Source organism: Streptacidiphilus melanogenes (assembly GCF_000787835.1).
In the GTDB taxonomy this organism is placed as follows: domain Bacteria; phylum Actinomycetota; class Actinomycetes; order Streptomycetales; family Streptomycetaceae; genus Streptacidiphilus; species Streptacidiphilus melanogenes.
The window spans coordinates 35,150-59,316 of the sequence record NZ_BBPP01000028.1 but is presented as its reverse complement, the minus strand read 5'-3'; the positions used below and the strand labels follow the sequence as shown (position 1 = coordinate 59,316).

At 72.5% G+C, this 24,167-nt stretch carries 25 protein-coding genes and 2 riboswitches; of the genes, 9 read left to right on the top strand and 16 right to left on the bottom strand.

Annotation, left to right across the window (positions count from 1 at the left end):
* Positions 1-402, bottom strand: a 402-nt coding sequence (locus TR49_RS45820; protein ID WP_236653530.1) for a DUF5931 domain-containing protein, incomplete at its 3' end; no start/stop codon positions are given.
* An 8-nt stretch (positions 403-410) separates the two neighbouring features.
* Positions 411-1,178, bottom strand: a complete 768-nt coding sequence (locus TR49_RS26060; protein WP_084725428.1) for a lysophospholipid acyltransferase family protein — start codon at positions 1,176-1,178, stop codon at positions 411-413.
* 206 nt (positions 1,179-1,384) lie between these two features.
* Between TR49_RS26060 and TR49_RS26055 the strand changes: the two genes are divergently transcribed.
* Both TR49_RS26055 and TR49_RS26050 read left to right on the top strand, forming a co-directional pair.
* Complete coding sequence (locus TR49_RS26055) at positions 1,385-2,146, top strand: alpha/beta hydrolase (RefSeq protein ID WP_042386000.1); 762 nt, start codon at positions 1,385-1,387, stop codon at positions 2,144-2,146.
* 5 nt (positions 2,147-2,151) lie between these two features.
* Positions 2,152-2,661: a hypothetical protein gene (locus tag TR49_RS26050; protein ID WP_052434642.1), complete on the top strand. Its 510-nt coding sequence runs from the start codon at positions 2,152-2,154 to the stop codon at positions 2,659-2,661.
* 19 nt (positions 2,662-2,680) lie between these two features.
* On the opposite strand, the gene TR49_RS26045 is transcribed toward TR49_RS26050, so the two are convergent.
* From TR49_RS26045 to TR49_RS26020, 6 genes are all read right to left on the bottom strand, one after another.
* Positions 2,681-3,472 carry an endonuclease/exonuclease/phosphatase family protein gene (locus TR49_RS26045; RefSeq protein ID WP_042385999.1) on the bottom strand — a complete coding sequence of 264 codons (792 nt, stop codon included), beginning with the start codon at positions 3,470-3,472 and terminating at the stop codon, positions 2,681-2,683.
* 95 nt (positions 3,473-3,567) lie between these two features.
* On the bottom strand, positions 3,568-4,506 hold the full coding sequence (locus TR49_RS26040) for an ROK family glucokinase (RefSeq protein ID WP_042385998.1): 939 nt from the start codon (positions 4,504-4,506) through the stop codon (positions 3,568-3,570).
* A 139-nt stretch (positions 4,507-4,645) separates the two neighbouring features.
* A complete protein-coding gene (locus TR49_RS40345) occupies positions 4,646-5,158 on the bottom strand; it encodes a DUF5304 family protein (RefSeq protein ID WP_052434641.1) in 513 nt (170 codons plus the stop codon).
* A 36-nt stretch (positions 5,159-5,194) separates the two neighbouring features.
* The gene (locus TR49_RS26030; RefSeq protein WP_236653529.1) at positions 5,195-6,412 is read right to left on the bottom strand and encodes an ArsA family ATPase; all 1,218 of its coding nucleotides are present in this window, start codon (positions 6,410-6,412) and stop codon (positions 5,195-5,197) included.
* The gene (locus TR49_RS26025) at positions 6,412-6,852 is read right to left on the bottom strand and encodes an SRPBCC family protein (RefSeq protein ID WP_042385996.1); all 441 of its coding nucleotides are present in this window, start codon (positions 6,850-6,852) and stop codon (positions 6,412-6,414) included. Before TR49_RS26025 ends, TR49_RS26030 begins: the two co-directional genes overlap by 1 nt.
* Positions 6,853-6,940: 88 nt before the next feature.
* A complete protein-coding gene (locus tag TR49_RS26020; RefSeq protein WP_042385994.1) occupies positions 6,941-7,708 on the bottom strand; it encodes a metallophosphoesterase family protein in 768 nt (255 codons plus the stop codon).
* Positions 7,709-7,900: 192 nt separating this feature from the next.
* On the opposite strand from TR49_RS26020, the gene TR49_RS26015 reads away from it, so the two are divergent.
* Entirely contained in the window at positions 7,901-9,697 is a 1,797-nt protein-coding gene (locus TR49_RS26015) for an AMP-dependent synthetase/ligase (RefSeq protein WP_042385991.1), read from the top strand.
* A 70-nt stretch (positions 9,698-9,767) separates the two neighbouring features.
* On the opposite strand, the gene TR49_RS26010 is transcribed toward TR49_RS26015, so the two are convergent.
* On the bottom strand, positions 9,768-10,898 hold the full coding sequence (locus tag TR49_RS26010; RefSeq protein ID WP_042385989.1) for a glycosyltransferase family 4 protein: 1,131 nt from the start codon (positions 10,896-10,898) through the stop codon (positions 9,768-9,770).
* A gap of 64 nt (positions 10,899-10,962) precedes the next feature.
* On the opposite strand from TR49_RS26010, the gene TR49_RS26005 reads away from it, so the two are divergent.
* Positions 10,963-12,195, top strand: coding sequence for a glycosyltransferase 87 family protein (locus tag TR49_RS26005; protein WP_042385987.1), 1,233 nt, complete (start codon positions 10,963-10,965; stop codon positions 12,193-12,195).
* On the opposite strand, the gene TR49_RS26000 is transcribed toward TR49_RS26005, so the two are convergent.
* The 6 genes from TR49_RS26000 to TR49_RS25975 all read right to left on the bottom strand — a co-directional run bounded on the left by TR49_RS26000 (position 12,143) and on the right by TR49_RS25975 (position 19,331).
* Positions 12,143-13,432, bottom strand: coding sequence for a hypothetical protein (locus TR49_RS26000; RefSeq protein WP_052434640.1), 1,290 nt, complete (start codon positions 13,430-13,432; stop codon positions 12,143-12,145). The two genes, TR49_RS26005 and TR49_RS26000, sit on opposite strands and share 53 nt — an antisense overlap.
* Before the next feature lie 47 nt (positions 13,433-13,479).
* A complete protein-coding gene (locus TR49_RS25995; protein ID WP_236653528.1) occupies positions 13,480-14,505 on the bottom strand; it encodes a C40 family peptidase in 1,026 nt (341 codons plus the stop codon).
* Positions 14,506-14,811: 306 nt separating this feature from the next.
* Positions 14,812-15,801 carry a C40 family peptidase gene (locus TR49_RS25990; RefSeq protein WP_052434639.1) on the bottom strand — a complete coding sequence of 330 codons (990 nt, stop codon included), beginning with the start codon at positions 15,799-15,801 and terminating at the stop codon, positions 14,812-14,814.
* Positions 15,802-15,853: 52 nt separating this feature from the next.
* A riboswitch (cyclic di-AMP (ydaO/yuaA leader) is annotated at positions 15,854-16,014 on the bottom strand.
* A 303-nt stretch (positions 16,015-16,317) separates the two neighbouring features.
* Entirely contained in the window at positions 16,318-17,349 is a 1,032-nt protein-coding gene (locus tag TR49_RS25985; protein ID WP_042385979.1) for a C40 family peptidase, read from the bottom strand.
* Positions 17,350-17,572: 223 nt separating this feature from the next.
* A complete protein-coding gene (locus tag TR49_RS25980; RefSeq protein WP_042385975.1) occupies positions 17,573-18,943 on the bottom strand; it encodes an NYN domain-containing protein in 1,371 nt (456 codons plus the stop codon).
* 121 nt (positions 18,944-19,064) lie between these two features.
* Entirely contained in the window at positions 19,065-19,331 is a 267-nt protein-coding gene (locus TR49_RS25975; RefSeq protein WP_042385970.1) for a hypothetical protein, read from the bottom strand.
* Between the two features lie 126 nt (positions 19,332-19,457).
* On the opposite strand from TR49_RS25975, the gene TR49_RS25970 reads away from it, so the two are divergent.
* The 5 genes from TR49_RS25970 to TR49_RS25950 are packed head-to-tail and all read left to right on the top strand — an operon-like array spanning position 19,458 to position 22,389.
* Positions 19,458-20,294: a rhomboid family intramembrane serine protease gene (locus tag TR49_RS25970; RefSeq protein ID WP_042385967.1), complete on the top strand. Its 837-nt coding sequence runs from the start codon at positions 19,458-19,460 to the stop codon at positions 20,292-20,294.
* Positions 20,287-20,613, top strand: coding sequence for a WXG100 family type VII secretion target (locus TR49_RS25965; RefSeq protein WP_042385965.1), 327 nt, complete (start codon positions 20,287-20,289; stop codon positions 20,611-20,613). The genes TR49_RS25970 and TR49_RS25965 overlap by 8 nt, the downstream gene beginning before the upstream one ends.
* A 19-nt stretch (positions 20,614-20,632) precedes the next feature.
* The gene (locus TR49_RS25960) at positions 20,633-21,814 is read left to right on the top strand and encodes a WXG100 family type VII secretion target (RefSeq protein WP_042385963.1); all 1,182 of its coding nucleotides are present in this window, start codon (positions 20,633-20,635) and stop codon (positions 21,812-21,814) included.
* The gene (locus TR49_RS25955; protein WP_042385958.1) at positions 21,811-22,071 is read left to right on the top strand and encodes a hypothetical protein; all 261 of its coding nucleotides are present in this window, start codon (positions 21,811-21,813) and stop codon (positions 22,069-22,071) included. Before TR49_RS25960 ends, TR49_RS25955 begins: the two co-directional genes overlap by 4 nt.
* Positions 22,072-22,107: 36 nt before the next feature.
* Complete coding sequence (locus TR49_RS25950; protein ID WP_042385955.1) at positions 22,108-22,389, top strand: Lrp/AsnC family transcriptional regulator; 282 nt, start codon at positions 22,108-22,110, stop codon at positions 22,387-22,389.
* Positions 22,390-22,421: 32 nt separating this feature from the next.
* On the opposite strand, the gene TR49_RS25945 is transcribed toward TR49_RS25950, so the two are convergent.
* Positions 22,422-23,789, bottom strand: a complete 1,368-nt coding sequence (locus tag TR49_RS25945; protein WP_042385951.1) for an aminotransferase class V-fold PLP-dependent enzyme — start codon at positions 23,787-23,789, stop codon at positions 22,422-22,424.
* 130 nt (positions 23,790-23,919) lie between these two features.
* Positions 23,920-24,055, bottom strand: a riboswitch (SAM riboswitch).
* Positions 24,056-24,167: the final 112 nt, after the last annotated feature.

Genomic DNA, 24,167 nt, shown 5'->3' with positions numbered 1-24,167 from the left:
GCCGCCGTAGGCGGCGAAGCCGAGCACGGAGCTCGCCGCGCGGATCGTCGGCAGCGTGACGTCTCCGTCGCTCACCCACTGCGCGCCGTCGAAGACGCGGGTCAGCAGGATGCCCAGCACCACCAGGGCGAGGTCCGCGACCAGCCAGCGGCGGCCGCAGTGCTCCTTGGACCAGAAGACCTTGACCGTGCCGAGCGTCCACACGGTGAGCACGCCCATGTAGATCCAGGCGCCGAGCATGTTCGTGTAGTGCTGCTCGTGCTGGGCGTACCGGCCGATCGCGTAGAGCAGCGTCAGCACGCGGAACGCGCTGATCGCGATCCACAGCGGCTGCTCGACGGAGAACGAACCGCCGCCGACGGCGACGGCCGTACCCCTCGACTTCCCCCCGACGTCCCCCACGTCCCCTCCTACTGCTCCTGCTCGTCCTGCCGGTCCCGCTGCTCCTGAGCCTGCGCGGCCTGCTTGGCCTGCTGCTTCTCGAGCTGCTTCTCCTGCTTCCTCGCGTCCTGCATGGCGCGCTTGGCGGCCGTGGCGTAGACGTCCACGTACTCCTGCCCGGACAGGCGCATGATCTCGTACATCACCTCGTCGGTGACCGAGCGCAGGATGAACCGGTCGTTCTCCATGCCGTGGTAGCGGGAGAAGTCCATCGGACGGCCGATCCGGATGCCGGGGCGGACGCCGAACTTGGGCAGCACCTGGCCCGGCGGCTGGAGCTTCTCGGTGTCGATCATCGCGACCGGGATCACCGGCGCGCCGGTGGCCAGGGCGATGCGCGCAAGGCCGCCGACCTTGCCGCGGTAGAGGCGGCCGTCCGGCGAGCGGGTGCCCTCCGGGTAGACGCCGAACAGCTCGCCGCGCTGGATGACCTCGATGCCGCTGCGGATCGCGGCCTCACCGGCTCCCCGCACGCCGGAGCGGTCGACCGGGAGCTGCCCGACGCCCTTGAAGAAGGCCGCCGTCAACTTGCCCTTGATACCCGTCCCGGTGAAGTACTCGGACTTGGCGATGAAGGTCACCCGGCGCTTCGGGATCAGCGCGGGCAGGAAGAACGAGTCGGAGAACGAGAGATGGTTGCTGGCCAGAATGGCCGGGCCCTCCTCGGGGATGTTCTCCATCCCGTCGACCCACGGACGGAAGAAGATCTTCAGCATCGGGGCGACGATCATCTTCATCAGCCGGTAGAACAACCCTGACCTCCATACTCACCTGACCAACGAGAACCTTAGTCCGGTTCCCGCCAATCTCCCTCCACCCGGAGGCGGCAGGAAGGCAGTCAGGAATACGGAAGCTGTACGCGCGCGTTGCCGACGTGCGACGATGGCGCCTACTGGCGCACCCGATTCGCCCCCACTTGGCCCACCCTCGGGAAGGACCCGTCATGCCGCTGCTGCCCGGCGCCGAACCGTACCGCCATCACGGCGGGCCGGTGGGAATCCTGGTCTGCCACGGCTTCACCGGCTCCCCGAGGTCGATGCGCCCCTGGGCCGAGCGGGCCGCCGCCGAGGGCTACAGCGTCTCCCTCCCGCTGCTGCCGGGCCACGGCACGCACTGGAAGGACCTCAACACCACCCGCTGGCAGGACTGGTACGCGACGGTCGAGCGCGAGTACCTGGAGCTCGCCGAGGAATGCGACCAGGTCTTCGTCTTCGGGCTGTCCATGGGCGGCCTGCTCTCCCTGCACCTCGCCGCGCGGCAGGGCGCGGGCGTCAGCGGGCTCGTGCTGGTGAACCCGCTGGTCAGGATGCCCGGACAGGCGCACGTCGCGCTGCCGGTGGTCCGCCACCTGGTGCCCAGCTTCCCCGGCATCGCCAGCGACATCGCCAAGCCGGGCGTCGACGAGGGCGGCTACACCCGCACCCCGCTGCACGCCGCCTACTCGATGAAGCAGCTGACCCGGATCGTCCAGTCCGAGCTGCCGACGGTGACGCAGCCGCTGCTGCTCTTCCGCAGCCCGCAGGACAATGTGGTCAGCCCCGACAGCGGCCGGACGCTGATGGAGCACGTCGGCTCGAAGGACCTCGAGGAGCGTCTGCTGGAACGCAGCCGCCATGTGGCGACGCTCGACTACGACGCGGAGCTGATCTTCGACGGGAGCCTGGACTTCGTCCGGCGCCTGACCGTTCCCGTGGCGAAGGGCTGACGGCGATGGCCGAGCCGGAGGGCGCGGAGCGCCCGGAACGTTCCGGCCGTTCCGACGACGAGCTGTTCGCGGAGCTGGTGGCCGGCTTCGACGAGCCCGTCGCCGAGTCAGACCGCAGCTGGCCGGAGGCGGAGGACGTCTCCGACCTGAGCGACTTCGCTCCCCAGGCGCGCCCGCGCCCGCCCGTCATCAGGCCGCTCCCGGTGGTCCAGGCGGTCCCGCCGGTCGACCCGCGCGCCTGGACGGCCGCGGAGGACCCGGACGACGAGCACTACACGCCTCCGGAGCCGCCCCCGCTGCCGCCGGCGCAGCCGGCGACCAAACTGGCCCTGCTGGCCCTGGTGGTCGGCATCGCCCTGATCCTGCTGGGCGGGATCGGCGAGCTGCCGGAGGGCATGGCGATGTTCCTGGGCGTGTGCAGCATCGCGGGCGCGGTCGCGACGCTGGTCGTGCGGATGAAGGACCCGGGCCCGGACGACCACGACGACGACCCCAACCACGGCGCGGTCGTCTGACGTCCAGGCGTTCAGGCGTTCAGACCGCCGGGGGCACCCGCAGCGCCGCGACGACCGGCAGGTGGTCGGTGGCGAGGACGAGGTCCTTCCCGCTCAGCCCCGGGAAGCCCTCGCCCGGGACGCCGCAGGCCAGCACCTCGACACCCCGGGTGGCGAAGACGCCGTCGATGCGCTGGTGCGGGTTCTTGGGCACACTGCTGAACGCGTGGCCCCACGGGCGGGTCGCCCAGCCGTCCTGGAGCCGTCCGGCGAGGAGGTCCCAACCCCGTTCGCCCGGGTGCTCGTTGAAGTCGCCGCCGACGACCGAGTGCGCCACACCGAGGCCGTCCAGGTGGTCCAGCAGCAGCTGGAACTGCTCGTAGCGCTCCCCGGCGTCCAGGGACAGGTGACAGCTCGTCACCGAGAGGGGCGCGGCCGAGCCCAGCCGGACCACGGTGGTGGCGAAGCCGCGCTGGTGCAGCTCGGGGCGGCGGGGCAACCAGATGTCGTGGGTGGAGAGCGGCACCGCCCGCAGCCGGCCCAGCAGCAGCGGGCCGGCTGCGGACCTGCCGCCGCTGAGCACCATCAGGCCGGCCGAGCGGGCCAGCCACGCGGCCTGGGGGCGGGGGAACCAGAAGCGCGGGGACTCCTGAATGCAGACCAGATCCGGCTCCAGCGCCCGCAGCACGCGCACCACCGCCGTGCGGTCGTCCCGCAGGCTGCGGATGTTGTAAGTGACGACCCGGACGGTCTCCGAGCCGTCCGGTTGCGGCCCGGAGGCCGGCAGCTCCCAGGCTTCCGGATGCGGCGGTCGGCGTGTCAGGGACTCCATGCCTTCGAGTCTGACAAAACATCCGACAGAACGTCCGACAGAACAGACGTGCCCGCACCGGGAGCCGGTGCGGGCACGTCGTGGGAGGCCGTGGGTCAGGTGCGGGCGAGGTCCGCGGCGCCGATGATGCCGGCGGCGGAGCCGATCGTCGCGAGGACGACCTCCGCGCGGGGGCGGTGCACGCCGCCGATGAGGTACTTCTCGAAGGCCTTGGCGACCGGGTCCAGCAGCAAGTGGCCGGAGTCGGAGACGCCGCCGCCGAGGACGAAGACGGCCGGGTCGAAGAGGGAGGCGAGGTCGGCCAGGCCGCGGCCGAGCCAGTCGGCCAGCTCGTCGTAGACGTCGAGGGCCATCGGGTCGCCCTCCTGGGCGGCCTGGGTGATCTGGCTGCCGGTGATGGTGTCGGCGACGCCCTCGTTCAGGTCCAGCAGGCGCTTGCCGCGGACCTGGTCGGCGGCCGCGGCCTCGCGGCCGTAGCGGCGCAGGGCTCGCCCGGAGCCGTACTGCTCCCAGCAGCCCTTGGAGCCGCAGCCGCAGGGGAGGCCGTCGGGGACCATGTTCAGGTGGCCGATCTCGCCGGCCACGCCGAAGCTGCCGCGGTGCATCCGGCCCTCGATGACGATGCCGCCGCCGATGCCGGTCCCCACGGTGACCATGATCATGTCCTGGTGGCTGGCCGCGGCGCCGAAGCGGAACTCGCCCCAGGCGGCCGCGTTGGCGTCGTTCTCGACCACCGTCGGGAGGTGGACCAGGTCCTCGATACGGGCCTTCAGCGGCTCGTTCTCCCAGGCGATGTTGGGCGCCATCAGGACCGTGGAGCGGTCGCGGTCGATGTAGCCGGGGGCGCCGACGCCGACGGCGACGACGTCGTGCTCCTCGCGCAGCTCCTTGATCGCGTCGGCGATGGCGCCGACGGCCCACTGCGGATCCGCAGGCGTCGGCACGCGGGTACGCGCCAGGATCGCCCCGTTCTCGTCCACGACCCCGGCCGCGATCTTCGTGCCGCCGACGTCGACGCCGATGGTGAGTCCCATGTGTCCCTCAGTCTCCGGTGGATCCCCGCTGGGCGGTACCGTACATTAGCCGAAGACATGAAGGCGAGACTGTTACGGGTCGACTTCACAAGTCGAAAACAAATCTCCCTGTTGTGCGTCAGCTCCGGCCTGACGAGGTCTAGTCCAGGTCGATGTGTTCGGTGCCGTTCTGCTTGGGCGCCGACCAGCGGCGTTCGGAGGCTGAAACCGCAGCCCGGTACGCCGCGATCAGTTCACCTCCTGCGGCCAGCAGGTGCCCGTAGACGGCGGGGCTCTTGCTGCGCAGCGGCGCGGCGAGGTTCTGCAGCACCTCCATCGGGTCGCTCTGACCCGAGCTCAGCGAGGTGACCTTCTCGCTCACCGTCGAGGCGAACCGGCGGACCTCGTCGACGAGCGGGCCCAGGTCCGCGCCGAACGGCAGCTCCGTACCGAGCGGGGACTCCTGACCGGCGTCGCCCTTGGCGCCCGCCCCGGCCCCGTCGACCTCCTCCGAGTCCGCCGCCTGGACGTGGTCCTCGGGCACGACGGCGGGGGCCGTGTGCTCCTCGGCCGGCCGCTTCGGCGCCTGCTGCTCCTGCTCGGCGAACTCGGCGACGGCCTCCGCCCACATGTCCCCGCTGCGCTCCGCGGCGTTGTCCTCGGCCATGCTCATGACCCACTCCCCTCGTCGGCGTCTTCGCCTTCGACGTTACCTGGGAGAAGCGGGCCACAGGGAAGGGTCGGGTGCGAAACGCACGGTCAGCTCGCCGTCGCGCAGCGCGGCGCCTGCGACGGTGCAGCGGCGCAGCGCCGAGGGCAGCGGGACGGCCCGGCGACTTCCGGCCACGCCGAGCAGCAGCTCGTCGCCGCGGCGGACCAGGTCGAGGTCCCCGCGTTCGGCGCCGGGCAGCGGGATGTGCCAGACCAGCACGCCGTCCGCGGTGTCCAGCCGGTCCGCCACGGCCCAGGAGGTCGCCTCGCGGGCGGCCAGGACCGGGCCCTCGGGCCAGGCGGCCAGGGCGGCGGGCTCGGCCAGCTCGAACAGGTCGCCGCGTTCCGGCTCGCGGCCGAGATCGGCCACCGCGTGCACGGGCACGCCGCCCCAGGCCGTCCGGTCGGCCCAGTCGTCGGCGTTCGGCGCCTTGGCGCCGTTGACGATCACCGACTCCAGCGGCAGCTGGTGCAGGGCCAGCCCGGCCCGCAACCGCCGCTGCTGCGCCCGGGCGCGCGGGCCGCGCGGCGGGGGCACGACCAGGCGCACGGTGGTGCCGGGCGCGTCCAACGCGGTCCGTACGTCCGCGAGTTCGGCGGAGGCCCAGGCTCGGGCCTCGAAGAGCCACTGCGCGGGCATCGGCACGCCGGCGAGACCGGCCAGGATCGGGCGCAGCGCGCGGGCCGCCTGCCGCTCGTCGGGCAGCAGCCGCGCCAGGTAGGCGTCGAGCTGCGCGGGCAGCGCGAGCGCGGTCAGCAGCTGTGCGACGGGCGGGGCGTCGACGACCACGAGGTCGTACCCGCGGGCTCCCTCGGCCGCCGTGCCCGGCAGGGTGCGCAGCAGGTCGAGCAGGGCCAGCTCGCGGGCCCCGGGCAGGGCGGACAGCTCGTCCGCCTCCAGCGGTTCGACGCCGAGCAGGTCGAAGAGCGGCCGCGCGCGTTCCATCAGCCGCAGGCCCGCCGCGCGGAAGGAGGTCTGCTCGTCCAGGCGCAGGGCGGACAGGCCGGGCTCCAGCCCGATCCGGGCGGGCTCGCCGTTCAGCCGGTGGTCGAGCAGGCCGTCCATCGCACGGTGCGGGTCGTCGGCGGCGACGAGCAGCACCCGCTCCCCCGACTCCGCCGCGAGCGCGGCGGTGGCGGCCGCGACGGTGGTGCGGCCGGCTCCGCCCGAGCCGGTGACCAGGACCAGCCGGGGCATCGCGGGTGCGGAGGGCATCAGACGGCGAGTTCCTCGACGCGCTTCTTCAGGCCGGCCAGGGCCCGGTCGATGATGACCTTCTCGGCCTTGCGCTTGATCATGCCCAGCATCGGGATCTTGACGTCGACCGCGAGCTGGTAGGTGACCTCGGTCCGGCCGCCGGCCGGGCTGAGGGTGTAGGAGCCGTCGAGGGACTTGAGCATCTGGCTCTTCACCAGCGTCCAGCTGACCTTGCGGTCGCCGTCCCAGGTGTAGGCGAGGACGTGCTCGTCCTTGATGGCGCCCGCGTCCAGCAGCAGTCGCACCTGCTCGGCGCGGCCGCCGGCGTCCTCGGCCAGGACCTCGATCTCCTTGACCTCGCCCGTCCACACCGGGTACGCGGCGAAGTCCGCGATCACCGCCATGATCGCGGCAGGGGTGGCCTCGATCGTGGTGCTCGACCTGGTGTGCTCCGCCATCGGGTGGCCTCCGCCTCTCGACCTCTTGTCTGCTGCCGCGAAGAGGCTATCGCGTCCGCGCGGGCACGAAGCGCCCGGCGGTCCGGGCTCAGATGTCCAGCACCCAGGGGCGGCCGGTGGCGTTGAAATGGCCGACGTTCACGCACTCGGTGCGGCCGATCCGCATCCGCCGGGCCAGCGGCTGGTGCACGTGGCCGAAGAGGGCGTACGCGGGCTGCGTCTCCCGGATCGCCTCCAGCACCGCCTCGCTCCCGCGTTCGAAGCGACGGGCGACGGTGTCGTAGGTCAGTTCGGGGACCGCGGGCGGGATGTGCGTGCACAGCACGTCGACCCGGCCCAGCGCCGCGACCTTGGCCGCGTACTCCTCGTCGGAGATCTCGAACGGGGTGCGCATCGGGCTCGGCAGTCCGCCGCCGACGAAGCCGAAGACGCGGCCGCCGAGCTCGACGGTCTCCCCGTCCAGGACGGTGACCCCGGTGCGGGTGAACTCCGGCCACAGGCGGGGCAGGTCCACGTTGCCGTAGGTGGCGTAGGTGGGCGCGGGGAAGGCGGCGAACAGCTCCGCGTACTGGCGGCGCACGGCGCCCTCGATGGCCTCGGCGCGGTCCATGCCGACGCCGGCCCACAGCTCGGCGGAGAAGGCGCGCGCGTCCTCGAAGCGGCGCTCGGTGCGCAGGCGCACCAGCTCGGTGGCGTTCGCCGCGCCGAACAGGTCGGGGAAGATGCCCCGGCTGTGGTCGGCGTAGTCGAGGAAGAGCAGCAGATCCCCGAGACAGACCAGTGCCTCCGCCCCCTCCCCGGCGCGCGCCAGCGCCTCGCTGTTGCCGTGCACGTCGCTGACCACATGGACCCGCATGGGCCCAACCCTAGGCCCCCACTACGCTGGGCAGCAGTGTGACCCTGGAAACACCTGGCTGGTACATCTACCCCTTGGGTGCTACCCGCTAGTAACGTCCTGGCGTCCCAGCAGCGTCGCCGTGGCAGCGCCCAGGCCAGCAGAGTGAGCAGAGCTCTGGCCGGACGGTGCGAGATGATCGAGGAGCAAGCTTTGCGCGAGTTCAGCCTTCCGGCCCTCTACCAGGTGCCGAGCGGCGGAAACCTCACCGATCTCATCCATGCCAACGCCGAGCGGTATCCCGATCTGCCACTCGTCGCCCGCAAGGTCGAGGGCGCCTGGCAGGACCGCACCGCCACCGAGTTCCTGGCCGAGGTGCGCGCCGCTGCCAAGGGCCTGATCGCCTCCGGCGTGGGCCCCGGCGACCGGGTGGGCCTGATGGCCCGCACCCGCTACGAGTGGACCCTGCTGGACTTCGCGATCTGGTGCGCCGGCGCCGTGACCGTGCCGGTGTACGAGACCTCCTCGGCCGAGCAGGTCGAGTGGATCCTCGGCAACTCCGGCGCGGTGGCCTGCGTCGCCGAGCTGCCGCGGCACGAGGCCGTCATCGCCGAGGTGCGCGAGCGGCTGCCGCAGCTGAAGCAGGTCTGGCAGCTGGAGGCGGGCGGCCTCGACGAGCTGGTCAGATCCGGCGCGGAGGTCTCCGAAGCCGCCGTCGACGAGCGCCGCGCCACCCTCGGCCCGGACACGGTCGCCACCATCGTCTACACCTCGGGCACCACCGGCCGCCCCAAGGGCTGCATGCTCACCCACGCCAACTTCATGGCGGAGCTCGGCAACATCACCGCCCGCCTGGAGCCGCTGTTCCGACCGGGCCACTCCTCGGTGCTGCTCTTCCTGCCGCAGGCTCACGTGCTGGGCCGGATCGCCGAGATCGCCGCCGCGATGGCGCCGATCCGCATCGGCCACGTCCCGGACATCAAGGAGGTCACCGCCGAGCTGGCCTCGTTCCGCCCGACCCTGATCCTCGGCGTGCCGCGCGTCTTCGAGAAGGTCTACAACGCCGCCCGCGCCAAGGCGCAGGCCGAGGGCAAGGTCAAGATCTTCGACCGCGCCGCCGAGACCGCCATCGCCTACAGCCGCGCGCTGGACGCCCCCGGCGGCGCCTCGCTCGGCCTGAAGCTGCGTCACCGCCTGTTCGACGCCCTGGTCTACAGCAAGCTGCGCAACGCGCTGGGCGGCCGGGCCACCCACGCCATCTCCGGCGGCGCGCCGCTGGGCGAGCGGCTCGGCCACTTCTACCGCGGCATCGGCTTCACCGTGCTCGAGGGCTACGGCCTGACCGAGACCTGCGCGGCCACCGCCTTCAACCCGCACGACCGGCCGAAGATCGGCACCGTCGGCCAGCCGCTGCCCGGCTCCGCCGCCCGGATCGGCGAGGACGGCGAGATCCTGCTCAAGGGCCCGCAGGTGTTCACCGGCTACTGGGAGAACCCGGAGGCCACGGCCGAGGCCCTGCGTGACGGCTGGTTCGCCACCGGCGACATCGGCGAGCTGGACGAGGACGGCTACCTGAAGATCACCGGCCGCAAGAAGGAGATCATCGTCACCGCCGGCGGCAAGAACGTCGCCCCGGCCGTGATCGAGGACCGCGTCCGGGCGCACCCGCTGGTCGGCGAGTGCATGGTGGTCGGCGACGCCCGCCCGTTCATCGGCGCGCTGCTCACCGTGGACCCGGAGTTCTTCCCCACCTGGAAGCAGCTGCACGGCAAGCCGGAGAACGCCACCGTCACCGAGCTGATGGACGACGCCGACCTGCTGGCCGCCCTCCAGGCCGCGATCGACGACGGCAACGCGGCGGTCTCGCACGCCGAGGCGGTCAAGAAGTTCCGGATCATCGACACGGTGCTCTCGGAGGACTCCGGGCACCTCACGCCTTCGCTGAAGCTGAAGCGCGCGGTCGTGATGAAGGACTTCGGCGCCGAGGTCGAGGCGCTGTACGCGAAGTGACGGCGGAAGGCCGGTAACGCCGAGGGGCGCGGGGATCCTCCCCGCGCCCCTCGGCGTTCCTGAGCCCGCCTCAGAGCAGGCCCTCCAGCCGGTGTGCCAGCAGATCCCAGCGCCACGCCTGCTCCACCCACCGGCGGCCCGCCACGCCCATCCGGGCCCGCAGGCCCGCGTCCAGCAGCAGCTCGGCGAGGCGCTCGGCGAGGTCGCCGCGGTCGCGGCCCGGGACCACGTAGCCGGTCTCGCCCTCGCGGACCGCGTCCGGCGCGCCGCCGGAGTCCCCCGCCACGACCGGCAGGCCGGTCGCCGAGGCCTCCAGGTAGACGATGCCGAGGCCCTCGACGTCCAGCCCGCCGCGCCGGGTGCGGCAGGGCATGGCGTAGACGTCGCCCGCGCCGTAGTGCGCGGGCAGCTCCTCCCAGGGCACGGGACCGGTGAAGCGCACGGACGAGGCGACGCCGGTGGCGTCGGCCAGCTTCTCCAGATCCGCCCGGTAGGGGCCGCCGCCCACGATGAGCAGCACCGCGTCCGGCACCTTGGCCAGCACGGCCGGCCAGGCGCGGATCAGGGTGTCCTGCCCCTTGCGCCGGACCAGGCGCGAGACGCACACCACGACGGGCCGGTCGGTCAGGCCCAGCCGGGCGCGGACCGCGTCGCCGCCCGAGGCGGGGTGGAAGGTCTGCTCGTCGACCCCCGGGGGGACCTGGACCATCCGCGCCGCCGCCTGCGGCCCGACGGCCGCAGCGATCCGCGAGCGGGTGTACTCGCCCAGATAGGTCAGCGTGTCCGTGCCGGCTCCGATCCGCCGCAGCAGCTGCCGGGAGGCCGGCAGCTGCGCCCAGGCGGCCTCGTGGCCGTGGGTCATCCCGACGATCCGCTCCGCGCCCGCCCGGCGCAGCGCCGGGGCCGTCAGGCCGAGCGGCGCCGCCGCGCCGAACCAGACCGAGGAGCAGCCGTGCGCGCCGAGCAGCTCGACCGCCCGTCGCGTCACCCTCGGGGTCGGCAGCAGCATCGTCGTCCGGTCACGGACGACCTCGAACGGCTGCTCCGCGTCGAACTTGCGTACCTCGACGCCGTCACGCCAGGTCGAGGCATAGACGACGAGCTTCTCCGCGGGCAGGCGCAGCGCCATGTTGTGCACGAAGGTCTGGATGCCGCCCTGGCGCGGGGGGAAGTCGTTGGTGACGATCAGGGTCTTGTTCACAGGGCCCTTGGTTTCTCGGTCTGGCAGCCTCGGTCCGGCTTGGGCTGATCCGTACGATATGGCAATGGGCATCCTCACCAGCAGCACCGTGCGTGTCTGGACGGGCTGGACCCTGGGCCGGGTCCTGCTGGTAACGGTGGCCCTCGGCGTGTTGAAGGTCCCGCACACCGACGTCGCCAGCGACGTGAAGGTCATCTACCAGGGCTGGGCGGAGGTGCTGCGCACCGGGACCTTCCCGATGGACGATGTCACCTGGCAGTATCCGCCCCTGGCGGGGCTGCTCATACTGCTGCCGCTGTGGCTGCCGGGATCGTACTTCGTCATGTTCCTCGTCCTGGTGGCGGTGTGCGACGCCGCGGCGCTGCTGATGCTCCTGCGCGCGGGCCGGGGCAGCCGGGCGGGCGCCTGGCTGTGGGTGGCGGCGGTGCCGCTGCTCGGGCCGACCGTCTACTGCCGGTTCGACCTGCCGGTCACCACGGTGGCGATCGCCGCGACCCTGGCGCTGCCCGGGCGATCCCGCTGGGCGGGGGTGCTGGCCGGGCTGGGCGCGATGCTGAAGGTCTGGCCGGTGCTGGTGCTGGCCGGCGCCTCGCCGCGGCGTCACGCCGCCTGGCGCGCGTGGACCGCGTGCCTGGTGACCTGCGCGGCGGTCTGCTTCGTGGCCGCGGCGACGACGCACGGCGCCTTCTCGTTCCTGGGCTTCCAGGGCTCGCGCGGGATCGAGATCGAGTCGCTGGGGGCGCTGCCGTTCTACTACGGCTCCGTCACCGGGCTCTGGCAGGGCAAGACGGCCATGCACTACGGCTCGCTGGAGTTCCTCGGCCCGCACGTCGACGCGATGGGCCTGACCATGCTCGGGCTGACCGCGCTCTCCTTCTGCTTCCTGCTGCTGTGGCGGTGGCACAACCGGGTGTGGACGGCGGCCACCGCGGCGGACGCCGCGCTCACGGCGGTGCTGCTCTTCACGGTCACCAGCCGGGTGATCAGCCCGCAGTACGTCATCTGGCTGCTGGGCGGGGCGGCCGTGTGCCTGACCGCGCGCGCCACCCGGATGCGCCCGGTGGCCTGGATGCTGGCCGCGGCCGCGCCGCTGACCTTTCTGGAGTTCCCGCTCTTCTGGGGCGAGCTGGTCCGCCGCTCGGTGCTGGGCACGTCGCTGATCTCCGCCCGCGACCTGCTGCTGCTCGCCGCCGCGGCCCTGGCCTGCGTGCGGCTGTGGCGGACCAATGAGGACGCGGAGCTCGTCAGGGGGCCTTCTGCAGCGCCGCCAGCACGTCCGAGCGCCACTGTGCGGTGAACGCGGCCGTGCCGAGGCCCAGCGTGGTGCGCAGCGCCCGGTCCAGCACCGCGTCCGGGGCGAGCCGGCCGTCGCGGCCGTCCGCGGCGACGGCCGCGTACAGGGCGACGAGCTTCGGCTGTCCGTACCGCAGGGCGACGCTGCGGCAGGCGAACCAGGCCTTCTGGTAGGCCTGCTGCAGCCCGGAGCCGGGCGTGCCGGAGTCGAAGTCGGCGTCGCCGGGCAGGGCGGCGAGGAGATCTGCGGCCCGGGCGCCCGCGGCCGCGACGGCGGCGGTGAGCTCCGGGGTGGTCTGACGGGGGCTGCGGCCGGTGCCGAGGTAGCCGGTCCAGTCGGCGACGCCTTCGGAGAGCCAGCGCGGCGTCCACTGCTCGGTCTGCGCGCGGGTGGCGACGTGGGTCGTCTCGTGGGTGACGACGACGCGGCGGCCGAGCGCGTTCAGGCTGTCCCAGGCTCCGGGGTTGACGGTGATCCGGTCGGTGCGCCGGGCGTCGGCCGAGCCGAGCTCGCCGGTGCAGACGGCGGCGATGCCGGAGAAGGCGGAGGGGTCGGCGCCGAGCAGCGTGCCGAACTGGTCGGCGGTCTGCGGGGCGATCAGCACGGTGCGCTGCCCCCAGCCGCTCCCCCACACGCCGCTGACGGTCGGCACGGCCTGGTCGGCCTCGGCGCCGAGCGCGGCCAGGGTGGCCTGGTCGCGCAGGCCGAGCACCAGGCTGTAGCGGCCGCGCACCACGCGCACCGGCCCGAGGTCCCACAGCAGCACGTCGCCGCCCGGGTGGTCCTGGTCGGCCGAGAGCAGCCAGCGGCCGTCACCGCCGCGCTCGAAGGTGAGGTTCTGGATGGCGGTCAGCGCCTGCTCGTCGAAGCCGGTGAGCCGGTAGTCGAGCTCGACGGCGACGGCGACGCGGTCCCCGGCGCCGACGGCGGGCGGCAGCGGGAACGCGTCGAGGGCGAGAAGGCGGTAGCTCCACTGCGCCAGCGGCACCTCGGCCAGGTTGGCGATCAGCTCGTGCTGACGCCGCACCAGGTCGGCCGGGGCGTTCCTGGCGAGCGTCGAGGTCAGGGCGCGGGGGTCGCGGGCGAGGACGGCCGCGGCCCGCTGGGACAGGGTGCGCAGCACGCCGTCGGCACGGGCCTGTCGGGCGACGCGCTCGTCGTCCCGGGCGTCGGCCCACGCCTGCCAGGCGGTGGTCCCGGCGACGCCGGCGGCGACGGCGCCGCCCGCGTACAGCAGCACCCTCCTGCGGCTTATGGAGGGGGAGGAAGAGGACGGCGAGGAGGGCATCAGGGGCGGACCACCATGGCGACCGGCATGTCGCCGACGCTCTCGTAGCGGACCCGGGCGCCGGGGTACGGAGCGTGGATGATCATGCCGTTTCCGGCATACATGCCGACATGGTGCATATCCCGGTAGTACACCACAATGTCCCCCGGACGGGCCTCGGAGAGCGGGACGCGCCGCCCCGCGAAGGCCTGCTCCTGGGACGTGCGCGGCAGCGACACCCCACCGTGCCGCCAGGCCCAGTACATCAGACCCGAGCAGTCGAACGCCCCCGGACCTGTCGCGCCGTACACGTACGGAAGACCCACCGCCGCCCGTGCGGCGGCCAGGGCGGCGGCGGCGCGGCCGTCCGCGGGGCCGAGGCCGGCCGCCGGCGGCTGCTCCGCCGCCTGGGCGGCGGCCTGCGCGGCGGCGTCCTCCGCCTGCTGCAATCCGGCGCGCTGATCGGCCGTCAGGCTGCCCAGCAGCGCCTGGGCGTGGCCGAGACGCCGCTGGACGTCGGACTTGTCGGCGGCGATCGAGCGGCGCAGCCGCTCCAGCTCGGCCAGCTGCTCGCTCACGGCGGCCCGGTCGCGCCGCACGCGCTGCTCGTCGCCGCGCAGCTCGGCCAGGCGGAAGGCGAGGTCGGAGTCGACCTGGCCGAGACCGGCGGCGCGCTCGAGGTAGTCGGACGGGTGGGCGCTGAGCAGCAGCTGCACCACCGGGTCCACCGTCCCTCCCTGCTGGTACTCGGACTGCGCCATCGCGCCGAGCTGTCCCGCCACGTCGTTGGCGCGCTGCTGCTCCTCGGCCAGGCGCTGCTCCAGCAGGGAGGCCCGGTGCAGGAGTTCGGCCTGCCGTTCCTGTGCCCCGACGGCCCGCTGACCCGCCGTCTCCGCCTGCGAGTAGAGCGCGTCGACCTGGTGCCGGACCTCGTCAGGGGTGTTGCTGCCGGGGCCGGAGGGAGCGGGCTGGGCCTCGGCCCCGCTCTGCGCCGTCAGCACCGCCGCGGTGGCGGCGGCCACGGTGACCGCGGCACGGGAGAGCACGGAGGGACCGAGGCGTCTGCCTCGTCGATGGGAAGCCACGAGCGGAGACGGTAGCGATTGGGACAGAACCAGTCCAAGCTCCCCAGAGCTGAAAAATACCCACGCAATCCGTACATATGAACCAACGTGCAGGTCGTCACCGAGACGGACGGCGTGCGCCGGGGCCGACACGCCCCCACGACCCGCTCGGCAATGCACCCGTCGGGGTGAACGCCCGGGGCGGGCCGTCCGGTCCGGGAAGCGCCGAGCCCGCCGTCGGAGGACCGACGGCGGGCTCGGGCGTGCGCACCCAGTGGAGCACGGGGCTCAGATGTGACGCATCGCGTAGATCGAACCGATGTAGCTCAGCGGCTCGTACTTGACGACCGTGCCGGTGTGCGGGGCGTGCAGCACCATGCCGTTGCCCGCCCACATCCCGACGTGGCTGTCGCCGTTGAAGAAGATCAGGTCGCCCACCTGCAGGTCGGCGACGGAGGACACCGGGGTGCCGTCGTCGATCTGGTCGTAGGTGGTGCGGCCCAGCGAGACGCCCGCCTGTGCGTACGCCCACTGCATCAGGCCGGAGCAGTCGAAGGACGTCGGGCCGGTCGCGCCGTAGACGTACGGGAGACCGAGACGGGTCTTGGCGGCGGCGAAGGCCGCGGCCTCGACCGAGTCGCCGGCCTTGCCGCCGCCGACGTTGACCGGGGCGCTGCTGCTGCCGCCGCCGGAGGTGCTGGGGGCGCTGGTGACGGCGGCGCGCTGGGCCGCGGTCATCGAGTCGAGCAGCGCCTGGGTCTGCTGGACCTTCTTCTGCGCCTCGGCCTTCTGCGCCGCCAGCTGCTTGGTGGTGGCCTCGATCTGCTGCAGGGTCTGCTCGGCCTGGGACTTCTGACCGGAGAGCTTCTGCTCCTCGCCCTGCAGCTGCTGGATCTGGGAGGCCTGGTTGGACGTCAGCTGGCCGAGCGACGCCGCCTTGCTCAGGTAGTCGTCGGGGCTGGAGGAGAGCAGCAGCTGGACGGTCGGGTCGACCGCGCCGGTCGCGTACTGCTGGTTGGCGATCTCGCCGAGCTGGTCCAGGCGGGAGTTGACGTCGGCCTGGCTGCGCGCGATCTGGTCCTGCAGCGTGCCGACAGCGGCCTGCTGCTTCTGGAGCTGCTCCTGGGAGCCGTCGTACTTCTGGACCGCCTCGTCAGCCTGGGTGTTCAGCTGCGAGAGCTGAGCCTTGAGCTGGGCCGTGGTGGGCTTGGGAGCGGCCTGGGCACCCTGCGCGGACACCGCCACAGCGGTGGCGGCTGCGGCCGTCAGAACCGACATTCGGGCACGACCAGGAGACTTGGGACGACGATGGGACGCCACGAAGGCGATCTCCTTCTTCCTACGGCCGCCTACCGGGTGAGCTGACGGGTTCGGGCCAGGAAGTCAGCCCTACGACGCCTCCGTCGTCCCGGAATCCCACCGGTCCGCCCCTGGCGTCGATTCACCCCGGGAACCGTTGGTTCCCCGGCTCCGACTCGACGGCATCCCCCTGCGACCGCGTCGTCGAACTCGACGGTGAACGCCGCTGCCACCCGGGATGGGTGAACGACCGCACGGCGATTCGAGGAGTGACCCTAGTAACCCAACCGTGATCCGTTCAAATCCTTGTCAGGAAAAACTTCTGCCACTTCCGACATGACGTCAGAGGATCGACGCTCTGTAGTCACAGTCTGACCGGATGCCGACGACAAGCGGGAGAATTCGGTCATTCCATCGCTCAGCGTGCCCAGCCTGTGAGAGTCTTCACAGACTCCGACGCGAGTCGGCTCGCGCGTGTCGACCCGTCAAATCGGGTCACATCCGGCGGATCGCGACGATTCCGTGGAACCAGCTGATCGGCTGGACCGAGACGTCGTAGCCGTACTCCGGCGCGTTCAGCAGCATCCCGTTGCCCGCGTAGAGGCCGACGTGCTCGCCGCCCTCCAGCACGACGATGTCGCCCACCTGCGCGTCGGCGATGCTCGGCACCGCGGTGCCGACGCTCTCGTCGGCCTGGGAGGAGTGCGGCAGCGAGATGCCGGCGTGGGCGTAGGCCCACATGACCAGCCCCGAGCAGTCGAAGCCCGCCGGGGTGGAGCCGCCCCACAGGTAGGGCGCCCTGCCGATCTGGCTCATCGCCGCCTCCATGGCGGTGCGAGCGGCGCTCGATATCCCCGAGAGGTCGATGGTGCCGCTCCACCCGCTGGTGGAGACCGAGCCGTAGCCGCCACCGCCGACGGCCGCCTGCTGGGCCGGCGTGAGCGCGTCCAGCACGGACTGGGCATGCTTGAGCTTGGCCAGGGCCGCCGTCTTCGCCTGGCTCATCTGTGAGAGCAGCTGCTGCTCCTGCGCGAGCTCCGCGGCGGCCTCGGCCTTCTCGCGCTGGAGCGTGGCCTCCTGGGCCACCAGCGACTGCAGCTCTGCGGTCTGGTTGCTGGTGAACTCGTCCTGCGAGGCGGCCTTCTGCAGGAAGGCGTCCGGCGAGCTGGAGAGCATCAGCTGCAGGGTCGGGTCGACCGCGCCGCTCGCGTACTGAGAGTTGGCGATCTGTCCCAGATCGTCCAGTTCGCCGTTGACCTGGGCCTGCTGGCGGGCGATCTCGTCCTGAAGGATCGACACCCGCTGCTGGAGCGCCTGCTGCTGGGTGTGGGCCTGGTTCCACTGCTCGGTCTTCGCCGCCGCGTCCGACCGGTCCGCGTCGACCTGCGACTTCGCGTCCTTGGTGGAGATCGTCGGCGCCGCCTGGGCCGCGGTCTGCGCCGAGAGCGCCACCACGGTCGCCGCCGCAGCGGTCATCATGGAGACGCGGGCACGGCTGGCCTGGCGGGGCCGGCGGTGAGAAGCCACGACGGATGCAGTCCCTTCGCACACACGGAAACGTCCGCAGGTACGAAAAAATGAACTCGGGTGCGGACGTTGTGCGTGAGGATAGTGATGAGGCGGGCCCGTTGTCTCCCCCGGGGGGCGGATCCGGGCCGGTCTCTTAACAAATGTTCAAGATCAGCAGTCTGATCAGCTGCTCAGCGTGGCCGTGCGAACGCGCTGTGCACTCCGGGACCTGCTGCGCGCCTCAGGACCTGATGAGCCGTCGCAACAGCATCGTGGACGGCACCGGCCGCGCCCCCGAGGCGCGCACGCCGTCCGCGACCTCGCGGTCCGTGGAGACCACCACGACCGGACGCCCCTCCGGCTCGGCCCGCACCAGACGGCGGATCAGCTCGTCCGCCGTCTCGCCGGTGCGGCTGAACAGCACCCGCACGCCGCGCGGCGGCGGCGCCATCGGGATCGGCCCGTCCAGGTCCTGGCCGTCGAAGACGCAGGTGATCTCGGCACCCGTCTGCGCCGCCAGCAGGCCGAGGCCGCGCTGCAGCTGCTGGCGCTGCCGGTCCAGCGGCATCCCCGGCCAGCCGGTCTTGGTGACGTTGTAGCCGTCCACCAGCAGGTGCACCTGCGGCAGCTCGAGCAGCTGGTCAAGCAGCGCCGGGTCGTCGCCCTCCAGGGCGCGCCGTGCCACGTCGTGCGGGGAGGCGGCCACCGGTGACACCGCGTCCACCGAGTCCGCCGGACGGCCACTGAGCGGCGCCAGGCCCAGCTCCCGCTGGAGCCCCTGGGCGCCCTGCACGACGGTGTCCAGCAGCAGCCGCAGCCGCATCTCCTCCGACGACCGGCCCTCGCGGGCGGCGCGCCGGGACGCCTCCAGGGCGGCCTCCAGCTCGGCGACCCGGTGCTTGAGCCGGCGCACCTCGCTCTCCTGCGCCCCGCGCTCGGTCGCCCCGGACGACCGCATCGCGTCCAGCTCGCCGACGGCCTTGCGGGTCGCCGCCTCGGCGCGCTTGGTGTCGGCCGCGAGCGAGCGCAGCTGACGGCGCAGGCTGTCGCCCTCCCGCTTCAGGGCCTCCAGCTCGGCCCTGGCGCGCTCGGCCTCCGCACGCTGCGCCGCGCGCAACGTCACCAGTTCGTCCTGGAGTTTCTCGGCCAACCGGGCCGACTCGGCGGCGACGCCCTCGTGCTCGGCGCGCTCGACCTCCTCGCCCGCCTCCCCGACGACCCGGGTCCAGCCGGGCGTGCGCAGCAGGTACGCGGCGGCGGCCACGTCCTGCGGGTCGGCCGCGGCCGGGACGCTCCCGCTCTCCAGCGCGGCCACCAGGTCCGGCTGGCCCTGCCGGACGCGCTCCGCTATCCGCGACCGGAAGCCCGGCTCGGTCTCCAGTGCGGCGGCGATGGCGGTGGCGCCGCGCTTGACGCGGGCGTCGCGGGTGAACTTGACGTAGGGGCGCAACCGGGCGGGCAGCTCGGACGGGGTGAACGCGCCGAGCGCGTCGGCGGCGATGCCGACCACGCGCCTGCGCACGCCCTCGGGCAGCGGACGGTCCAGCGCCTCGGCACCCTCGGCGCCCGCCGCGCCGTCGCCGGGCGCCGGCGTCTGGTCTCGCTGCTCCACGTCTTCCGCTCCGATCCGCTGCACTGTCCGGGTCCCGGCCCTCGGTCCGGCCCCGAAACAGTCATTGTCCCCGCTTGTACCCCCCGCCGTTCAATCCGCCACATCTCGCAAAGGAGCGGCTTCAGTCGCGCTTGGCCTGCTCGGCGGCCTCAGCCTCGGCACCGGGGCGGTCCACCAGCTCGATCTGGTCCACCGCGTTGCACCAGCGGCAGCGCACCGACTCGACCGTCTCGCTGAGCACCTCGCGCTCCTCGACGGTCGGCTCACCGGCCAGGTCCAGGTGGACGAACTCGACGACCCGGGAGGAACGCGTCACGTCGAAGCGGGTCAGGTTGCCGCAGAGCGTGCAGCGCCACCTGGTCCCCTCGGTGGGAAGGGGAACGGCCATGGCGAGGTCCTCTCGTCGTCGTCTCTTCCCGGGAAACCCTAGGGCCTCCCGGCCCGGCTCGGCACGGTCCCCCACACGCTCCAGCGCGTGGGTGTCAGATTGATCCCGGATAGGAATGCTTTGCCCATGGTGACCCTTGCGGCCCCGGAGCCCTCGACCCGCGTCCCCCGCCCTGTGCCCTACCTGCCGCTGGTGACCTGCTCGCTCATCGCGCTGTGCGTGGTCGTCTTCCTCATCGGCCCGGTCTCCGGCCTCGACCCCTTCTACGGCTCCGGCGCGGGCCGCGTCTGCGCGCAGACGCTCTACTACCGCCAGTGGGGCGTCATCCCGGCCGAGCTGCTCGGAGGCGCGCCGCTGCCCGCGAAGGCGGCGCAGCTGCACCACTGCGCGGTCGCCGGCGGGCTGCCGAAGATCCCGGCGCTGTCGGTGCTGACCGCCATGTTCGTCCACGGCGGCTGGCTCCACCTGGCGGGCAACATGCTCTTCCTCTTCGTCTTCGGCGCGATGGTGGAACGCCGGATCGGCCCGCTGGCCTTCCTCCTCTTCTATGTGGCCGTCGGCTACCTCGCCACCTACGGCTACGCCGTCTTCGAGTCCGGCAGTCCGGGCGCGACGCAGACCCTCGTCGGCGCCTCCGGCGCGATCGCCGGGGTGCTCGGGGCGTACCTGTGCCTGTACCCGCGGGCCCGCGTCACCAGCCTGATCCCGCTGCTGCTCTTCCTGCCGCTGCGCTTCCCCGCCTGGCTGGTCCTCGGCTTCTGGTTCGCCGTCCAGTGGCTCTCCGTCCCGGCCACCGACCCGACCGTGCCGGGCGTCGCCTACGCCGCCCACCTGATCGGCTTCGCCGGGGGCTTCGTCTTCGCCTGGCTGCTGTGGCGCCGTCCGGGGCACCGGCGAGGCGCGGGGCGCTCCGCTGTTAGGCTCCCGGGCGTCAAGCCACGGGGAGCAAAGACAGATGAGTGACCAACAGTTCGAGACCAACCCCGGTGCCCTCAAGGCCCTCGCCGGGGACTTCCACCATGAGGCGACCTCCCTGCCGGGGGACGCGATCTCCTTCGGCCGGGCCGCGGGCCAGATCGGCGAGGCCTTCGGCGTCCTCGGCGTCTGCGACGGCGCCTCGAGCCAGTATGCGAGCCTGCTGACCAGCACGCTCAACGCGCTCGGCAAGGTCGCGGAGATGCTGGAGGGCGACGCCGAGCAACTGGGGCAGACCGCGCAGACCTACGTCGAGAACGAGGAGCAGGTCCGGCAGCAGTTCTCGCGGGTGCACCAGAGTTTCTGAGATTCGGGGGAATCCACACATGAGCATCAACGGCGCCATCGACGGCGTGGTGCTGAAGGTCCTTCAGGCCTTCGGAGTCGAGCTGCCCGGAGGCGACGGGGACGTCCTGCGCTCCATAGCCTCCGACTGGGACGGCATCGCCACCGACCTGACCAACCGGGTGCGGGCGCTCGACGGGCAGGTCGCGTCGACCGGTCCGAACGAGTGGTCGGGCCCCGCACGCCAGGCCTTCGACCAGCACTGGCAGCAGCAGGTCAGCACCCTGGACGACTTCGCGGCCAACCTGCACAAGGTTGCCGACGGCCTGCGCACGTACGCGGGCGAGATCGACTCGATCAACCTCTCCATCGTCGACATCTGCGTGCAGATCGCGGAGATGGAGATCGCGGGAGCAGCGCTCTCCTTCTTCACCGGCTTTCTGTCCGACGTGGTGGCCAACACCGCCGTCGCCGCCCGGGTCGCCAAGATCATCGACCTGGTCGCGCAGTTCACCCGGGCCGCGGAGAAGGTGTCCGAGGTGCTGAGCGAGCTGTTCGAGCTCACCGAGGAGGGCGCGGCCACGCTGACGAAGGTGCTCACCGCCTTCGCCAAGATCTCGGGCTCGGCGCTGCGCTCCGCGGGCGAGTCCTTCGCCGGCAACTTCGTCGCGGACACCGGCAGCATGATGATGAACCAGGCGCTCTCCGGCCAGAAGGTCGACGTGAGCGCCGACGCGAAGGACGGCGCCGTCGAGGCCGGCGGCTCGGCCGCCTTCGCCGGCCTGACCGGTGGCATCGCCGCATCACCGGGCGTGTCGGGCAAGGTCGGCGACTTCCTGACCGGGGACGGCGGCAAGCTCAGCAACCTGACCAACGGCGCCCTGGGCAATATCTCCGGCACCGGCCTGGACGACTACCTCCACCCCAACCAGCAGCAGGGCAAGGACGCGACCGGCGTCACCGAGGACCTCGTCACCGCCGGGGTCACCGGCGCCTACGGCAACTCACGCATCGACGACAAGCTGAACGGCCTCAAGGAGAAGGGCAGCTTCGGCGGCGCCAACCTGAGCGAGCAGGGGAAGCGCCTCGACTCCGCGTTCGCCTTCTCGGCCGGCACCGGCGACAACACGGCTGTCTACAACGCCGGCTCGGGAGTCGAGTCGGACCTGCAGAACCTTCAGCAGGAACAGCAGAAGCTCGCAGGAGAGGAGCCCGGCCAGTGAGCACCCTCCCCTCCTCGACGTGGCCGCTCGCGGGCGGAAGCATCCCTCCGCAGGGCGGCGGCGGCCACGGCAGCATGCACTGGGGCCTGCTCGTCGGCGTTCCGCTGATCGCGCTGGGCCTGCTGCTGGCGGGCTGCGGGCTCGTCCTCGCCGTGAAGCTCGGCAAGGTGGCGACGAAGCCGGCCAACCACGTGCCCGGCCTGCTGGTCCTGCTCATCGGGGCAGGAATCGCCGGGCTCGGGTTCTGGCTCGCCTAGCATGGTCACCGCATGCCCCCGCCGACAGGAGACTCCGTGATCACCGCCATCGTGCTCGTCAAGACCAGCGTCGACCGGATCCCCGAGATCGCCGAGCAGATCGCCGCCCTGGAGAGCGTCACCGAGGTCTACTCCGTCACCGGCGGGTGGGACCTGATTGCGATCGTGCGCGTCCGCGCCCACGAGGAGCTGGCCGATGTGATCCCCGGTCAGGTCAACAAGGTGCCCGGCGTGGAGCACACGGAGACCCACGTGGCCTTCCGCACGTACTCCAAGCACGACCTCGACGCGGCGTTCGCCATCGGCCTGGACGACTGAGCGCGCGGCACGGCTCGGCCCCACGGCACGGCTCAGCGGCGGGTGTCCGGCACGCAGCGGCCGCCCTCGGTGCGGTAGGACCACGCCGAGCCGTTGCCGACCAGCTCCCGCACCGCCGCCAGGAACCGGTCCACGTGCTCCTCCGGCGTGCCCGCGCCGAAGCTCACCCGGATCGCGTTCAGGCTGCGCTCCCCCGGCAGCGACGGCTCCGGCGCGCCGCACTCGCCGGGCGCCGTCTCCTCGCCGCCGAGCAGCGTGCGGACCAGCGGGTGCGCGCAGAACAGCCCGTCGCGCACCCCGATGCCGTACTCGGCCGAGAGCGCCGCGGCGAAGTGCGAGCTGTTCCAGCCCTGCACCACGAAGGAGAGCACACCCACCCGCGGGTGGTCCTCCCCGAACAGCGTCAGCACCCGCACCTCGGGGACCTCGGCGAGCCCCGCGCGCAGCCGCTCGATCAGCAGCTGCTCACGCGCGTGCAGGGAGTCCAGCCCCGCCTCCGCCAGCGCCCGGCAGGCGGAGGCGATCGCGTAGGCGCCGATGACGTTCGGCGAGCCGGCCTCGTGCCGCGCCGGGCCCCGGTGCCACTCGACGGCCACCGAGCCGTCCGTCTTCCGCGCGACGGTGCGGCTCGCGCCGCCGCCCGCCAGGTACGGCTCGGCCTCGTCCAGCCAGTCCGCCCGCCCCGCCAGCACACCCGCGCCGAACGGCGCGTACAGCTTGTGCCCGGAGAAGGCCACCCAGTCCACGTCCAACTCCCGCACGGAGACCCGGTGGTGCGGCGCGAGCTGGGCCGCGTCCAGCACGATGCGCGCGCCGTGCGCGTGGGCGACGGCGGCGAGCTCGGCGACCGGCCAGATCTCCCCCGTCACGTTGGACGCGCCGGTCACGCAGACCAGCTTCGGCCCCTCACCCGCCGCGGTCAGCGCGGCGTCCAGCGCGGCGACGGCCTCGTGCGGGGAGCGCGGCGCGCGCAGGTACGCGACCTCCAACCCGCGGCCCGGCCAGGGCAGCAGGGACGCGTGGTGCTCGGTCTCGAACGCGAAGACCCGCGTGCCGCTCGGCAGCACGCCGGCCAGCAGGTTCAGTGAGTCGGTGGTCGCCCGGGTGAAGACGACCTGGTCGTCCTCGCGCAGGTCCAGGAACTCGGCGACGGTCGCGCGGCTCTGCTCGAACAGGTCGGTGGACAGCTGCGAGAGGTACCCCGCCCCGCGGTGCACGCTGCCGTAGTACGGCGCGTAGGCGGCGACGTCGTCCCACACGCGCTGGAGCGCGGGCGCGCTGGCGGCGTAGTCGAGCGCGGCGTAGGTGACCTTCTCGCCGCTGACGAGCGGCACCTCGACGCCGCTGCCGAGGACGGGGAGAGGGGAGCAAACAGTGACATTACGGGCGACGACAGACATGGCGGTACCTCCGGAGGCTGCACATGGGTATGGCGAAACAGCCCCTGCTCACGGGGCATGGGTGTACGGAGATGTGGAGGCCTGGACGGCCTCTACCGCATTCGCTTCTGCACGGGAGAACTCCTCGGAGGACACGCGCTTGCCTGGCGGCACCTCGCCGCAGGCCTGGTCGTCACCCGGAGGCACCCCACCACGGTCGGAGGGTTGCCGGACAGCGAGCCGGGGCTTCAGCGGAACCATCGCTCCGCGTGCTGTCACTCGTGACCTGAACAGGAGTATGCCAGAAGGCTCATGGGGTGGACGAGAACCGGTCCGGCATGTGAGAAACCGCCAGGGGCGCGGGGCTCGGCTGATGTGCGGCCTCGCGCCCCCGGGGGG

Coding starts and splice junctions, on each gene's coding strand:
- TR49_RS40345 (WP_052434641.1), bottom strand. CDS start 5,158: ATGAGCATGGCCGAGGACAACGCCGCGGAGCGCAGCGGGGACATGTGG.
- TR49_RS25970 (WP_042385967.1), top strand. CDS start 19,458: ATGGTGACCCTTGCGGCCCCGGAGCCCTCGACCCGCGTCCCCCGCCCT.
- TR49_RS26025 (WP_042385996.1), bottom strand. CDS start 6,852: ATGGCGGAGCACACCAGGTCGAGCACCACGATCGAGGCCACCCCTGCC.
- TR49_RS26005 (WP_042385987.1), top strand. CDS start 10,963: ATGGGCATCCTCACCAGCAGCACCGTGCGTGTCTGGACGGGCTGGACC.
- TR49_RS26030 (WP_236653529.1), bottom strand. CDS start 6,412: ATGCCCTCCGCACCCGCGATGCCCCGGCTGGTCCTGGTCACCGGCTCG.
- TR49_RS25965 (WP_042385965.1), top strand. CDS start 20,287: ATGAGTGACCAACAGTTCGAGACCAACCCCGGTGCCCTCAAGGCCCTC.
- TR49_RS26040 (WP_042385998.1), bottom strand. CDS start 4,506: ATGGGACTCACCATCGGCGTCGACGTCGGCGGCACGAAGATCGCGGCC.
- TR49_RS26045 (WP_042385999.1), bottom strand. CDS start 3,472: ATGGAGTCCCTGACACGCCGACCGCCGCATCCGGAAGCCTGGGAGCTG.
- TR49_RS26050 (WP_052434642.1), top strand. CDS start 2,152: ATGGCCGAGCCGGAGGGCGCGGAGCGCCCGGAACGTTCCGGCCGTTCC.
- TR49_RS26055 (WP_042386000.1), top strand. CDS start 1,385: ATGCCGCTGCTGCCCGGCGCCGAACCGTACCGCCATCACGGCGGGCCG.
- TR49_RS25960 (WP_042385963.1), top strand. CDS start 20,633: ATGAGCATCAACGGCGCCATCGACGGCGTGGTGCTGAAGGTCCTTCAG.
- TR49_RS26060 (WP_084725428.1), bottom strand. CDS start 1,178: ATGAAGATGATCGTCGCCCCGATGCTGAAGATCTTCTTCCGTCCGTGG.
- TR49_RS25945 (WP_042385951.1), bottom strand. CDS start 23,789: ATGTCTGTCGTCGCCCGTAATGTCACTGTTTGCTCCCCTCTCCCCGTC.
- TR49_RS25990 (WP_052434639.1), bottom strand. CDS start 15,801: ATGTCGGTTCTGACGGCCGCAGCCGCCACCGCTGTGGCGGTGTCCGCG.
- TR49_RS26020 (WP_042385994.1), bottom strand. CDS start 7,708: ATGCGGGTCCATGTGGTCAGCGACGTGCACGGCAACAGCGAGGCGCTG.
- TR49_RS25975 (WP_042385970.1), bottom strand. CDS start 19,331: ATGGCCGTTCCCCTTCCCACCGAGGGGACCAGGTGGCGCTGCACGCTC.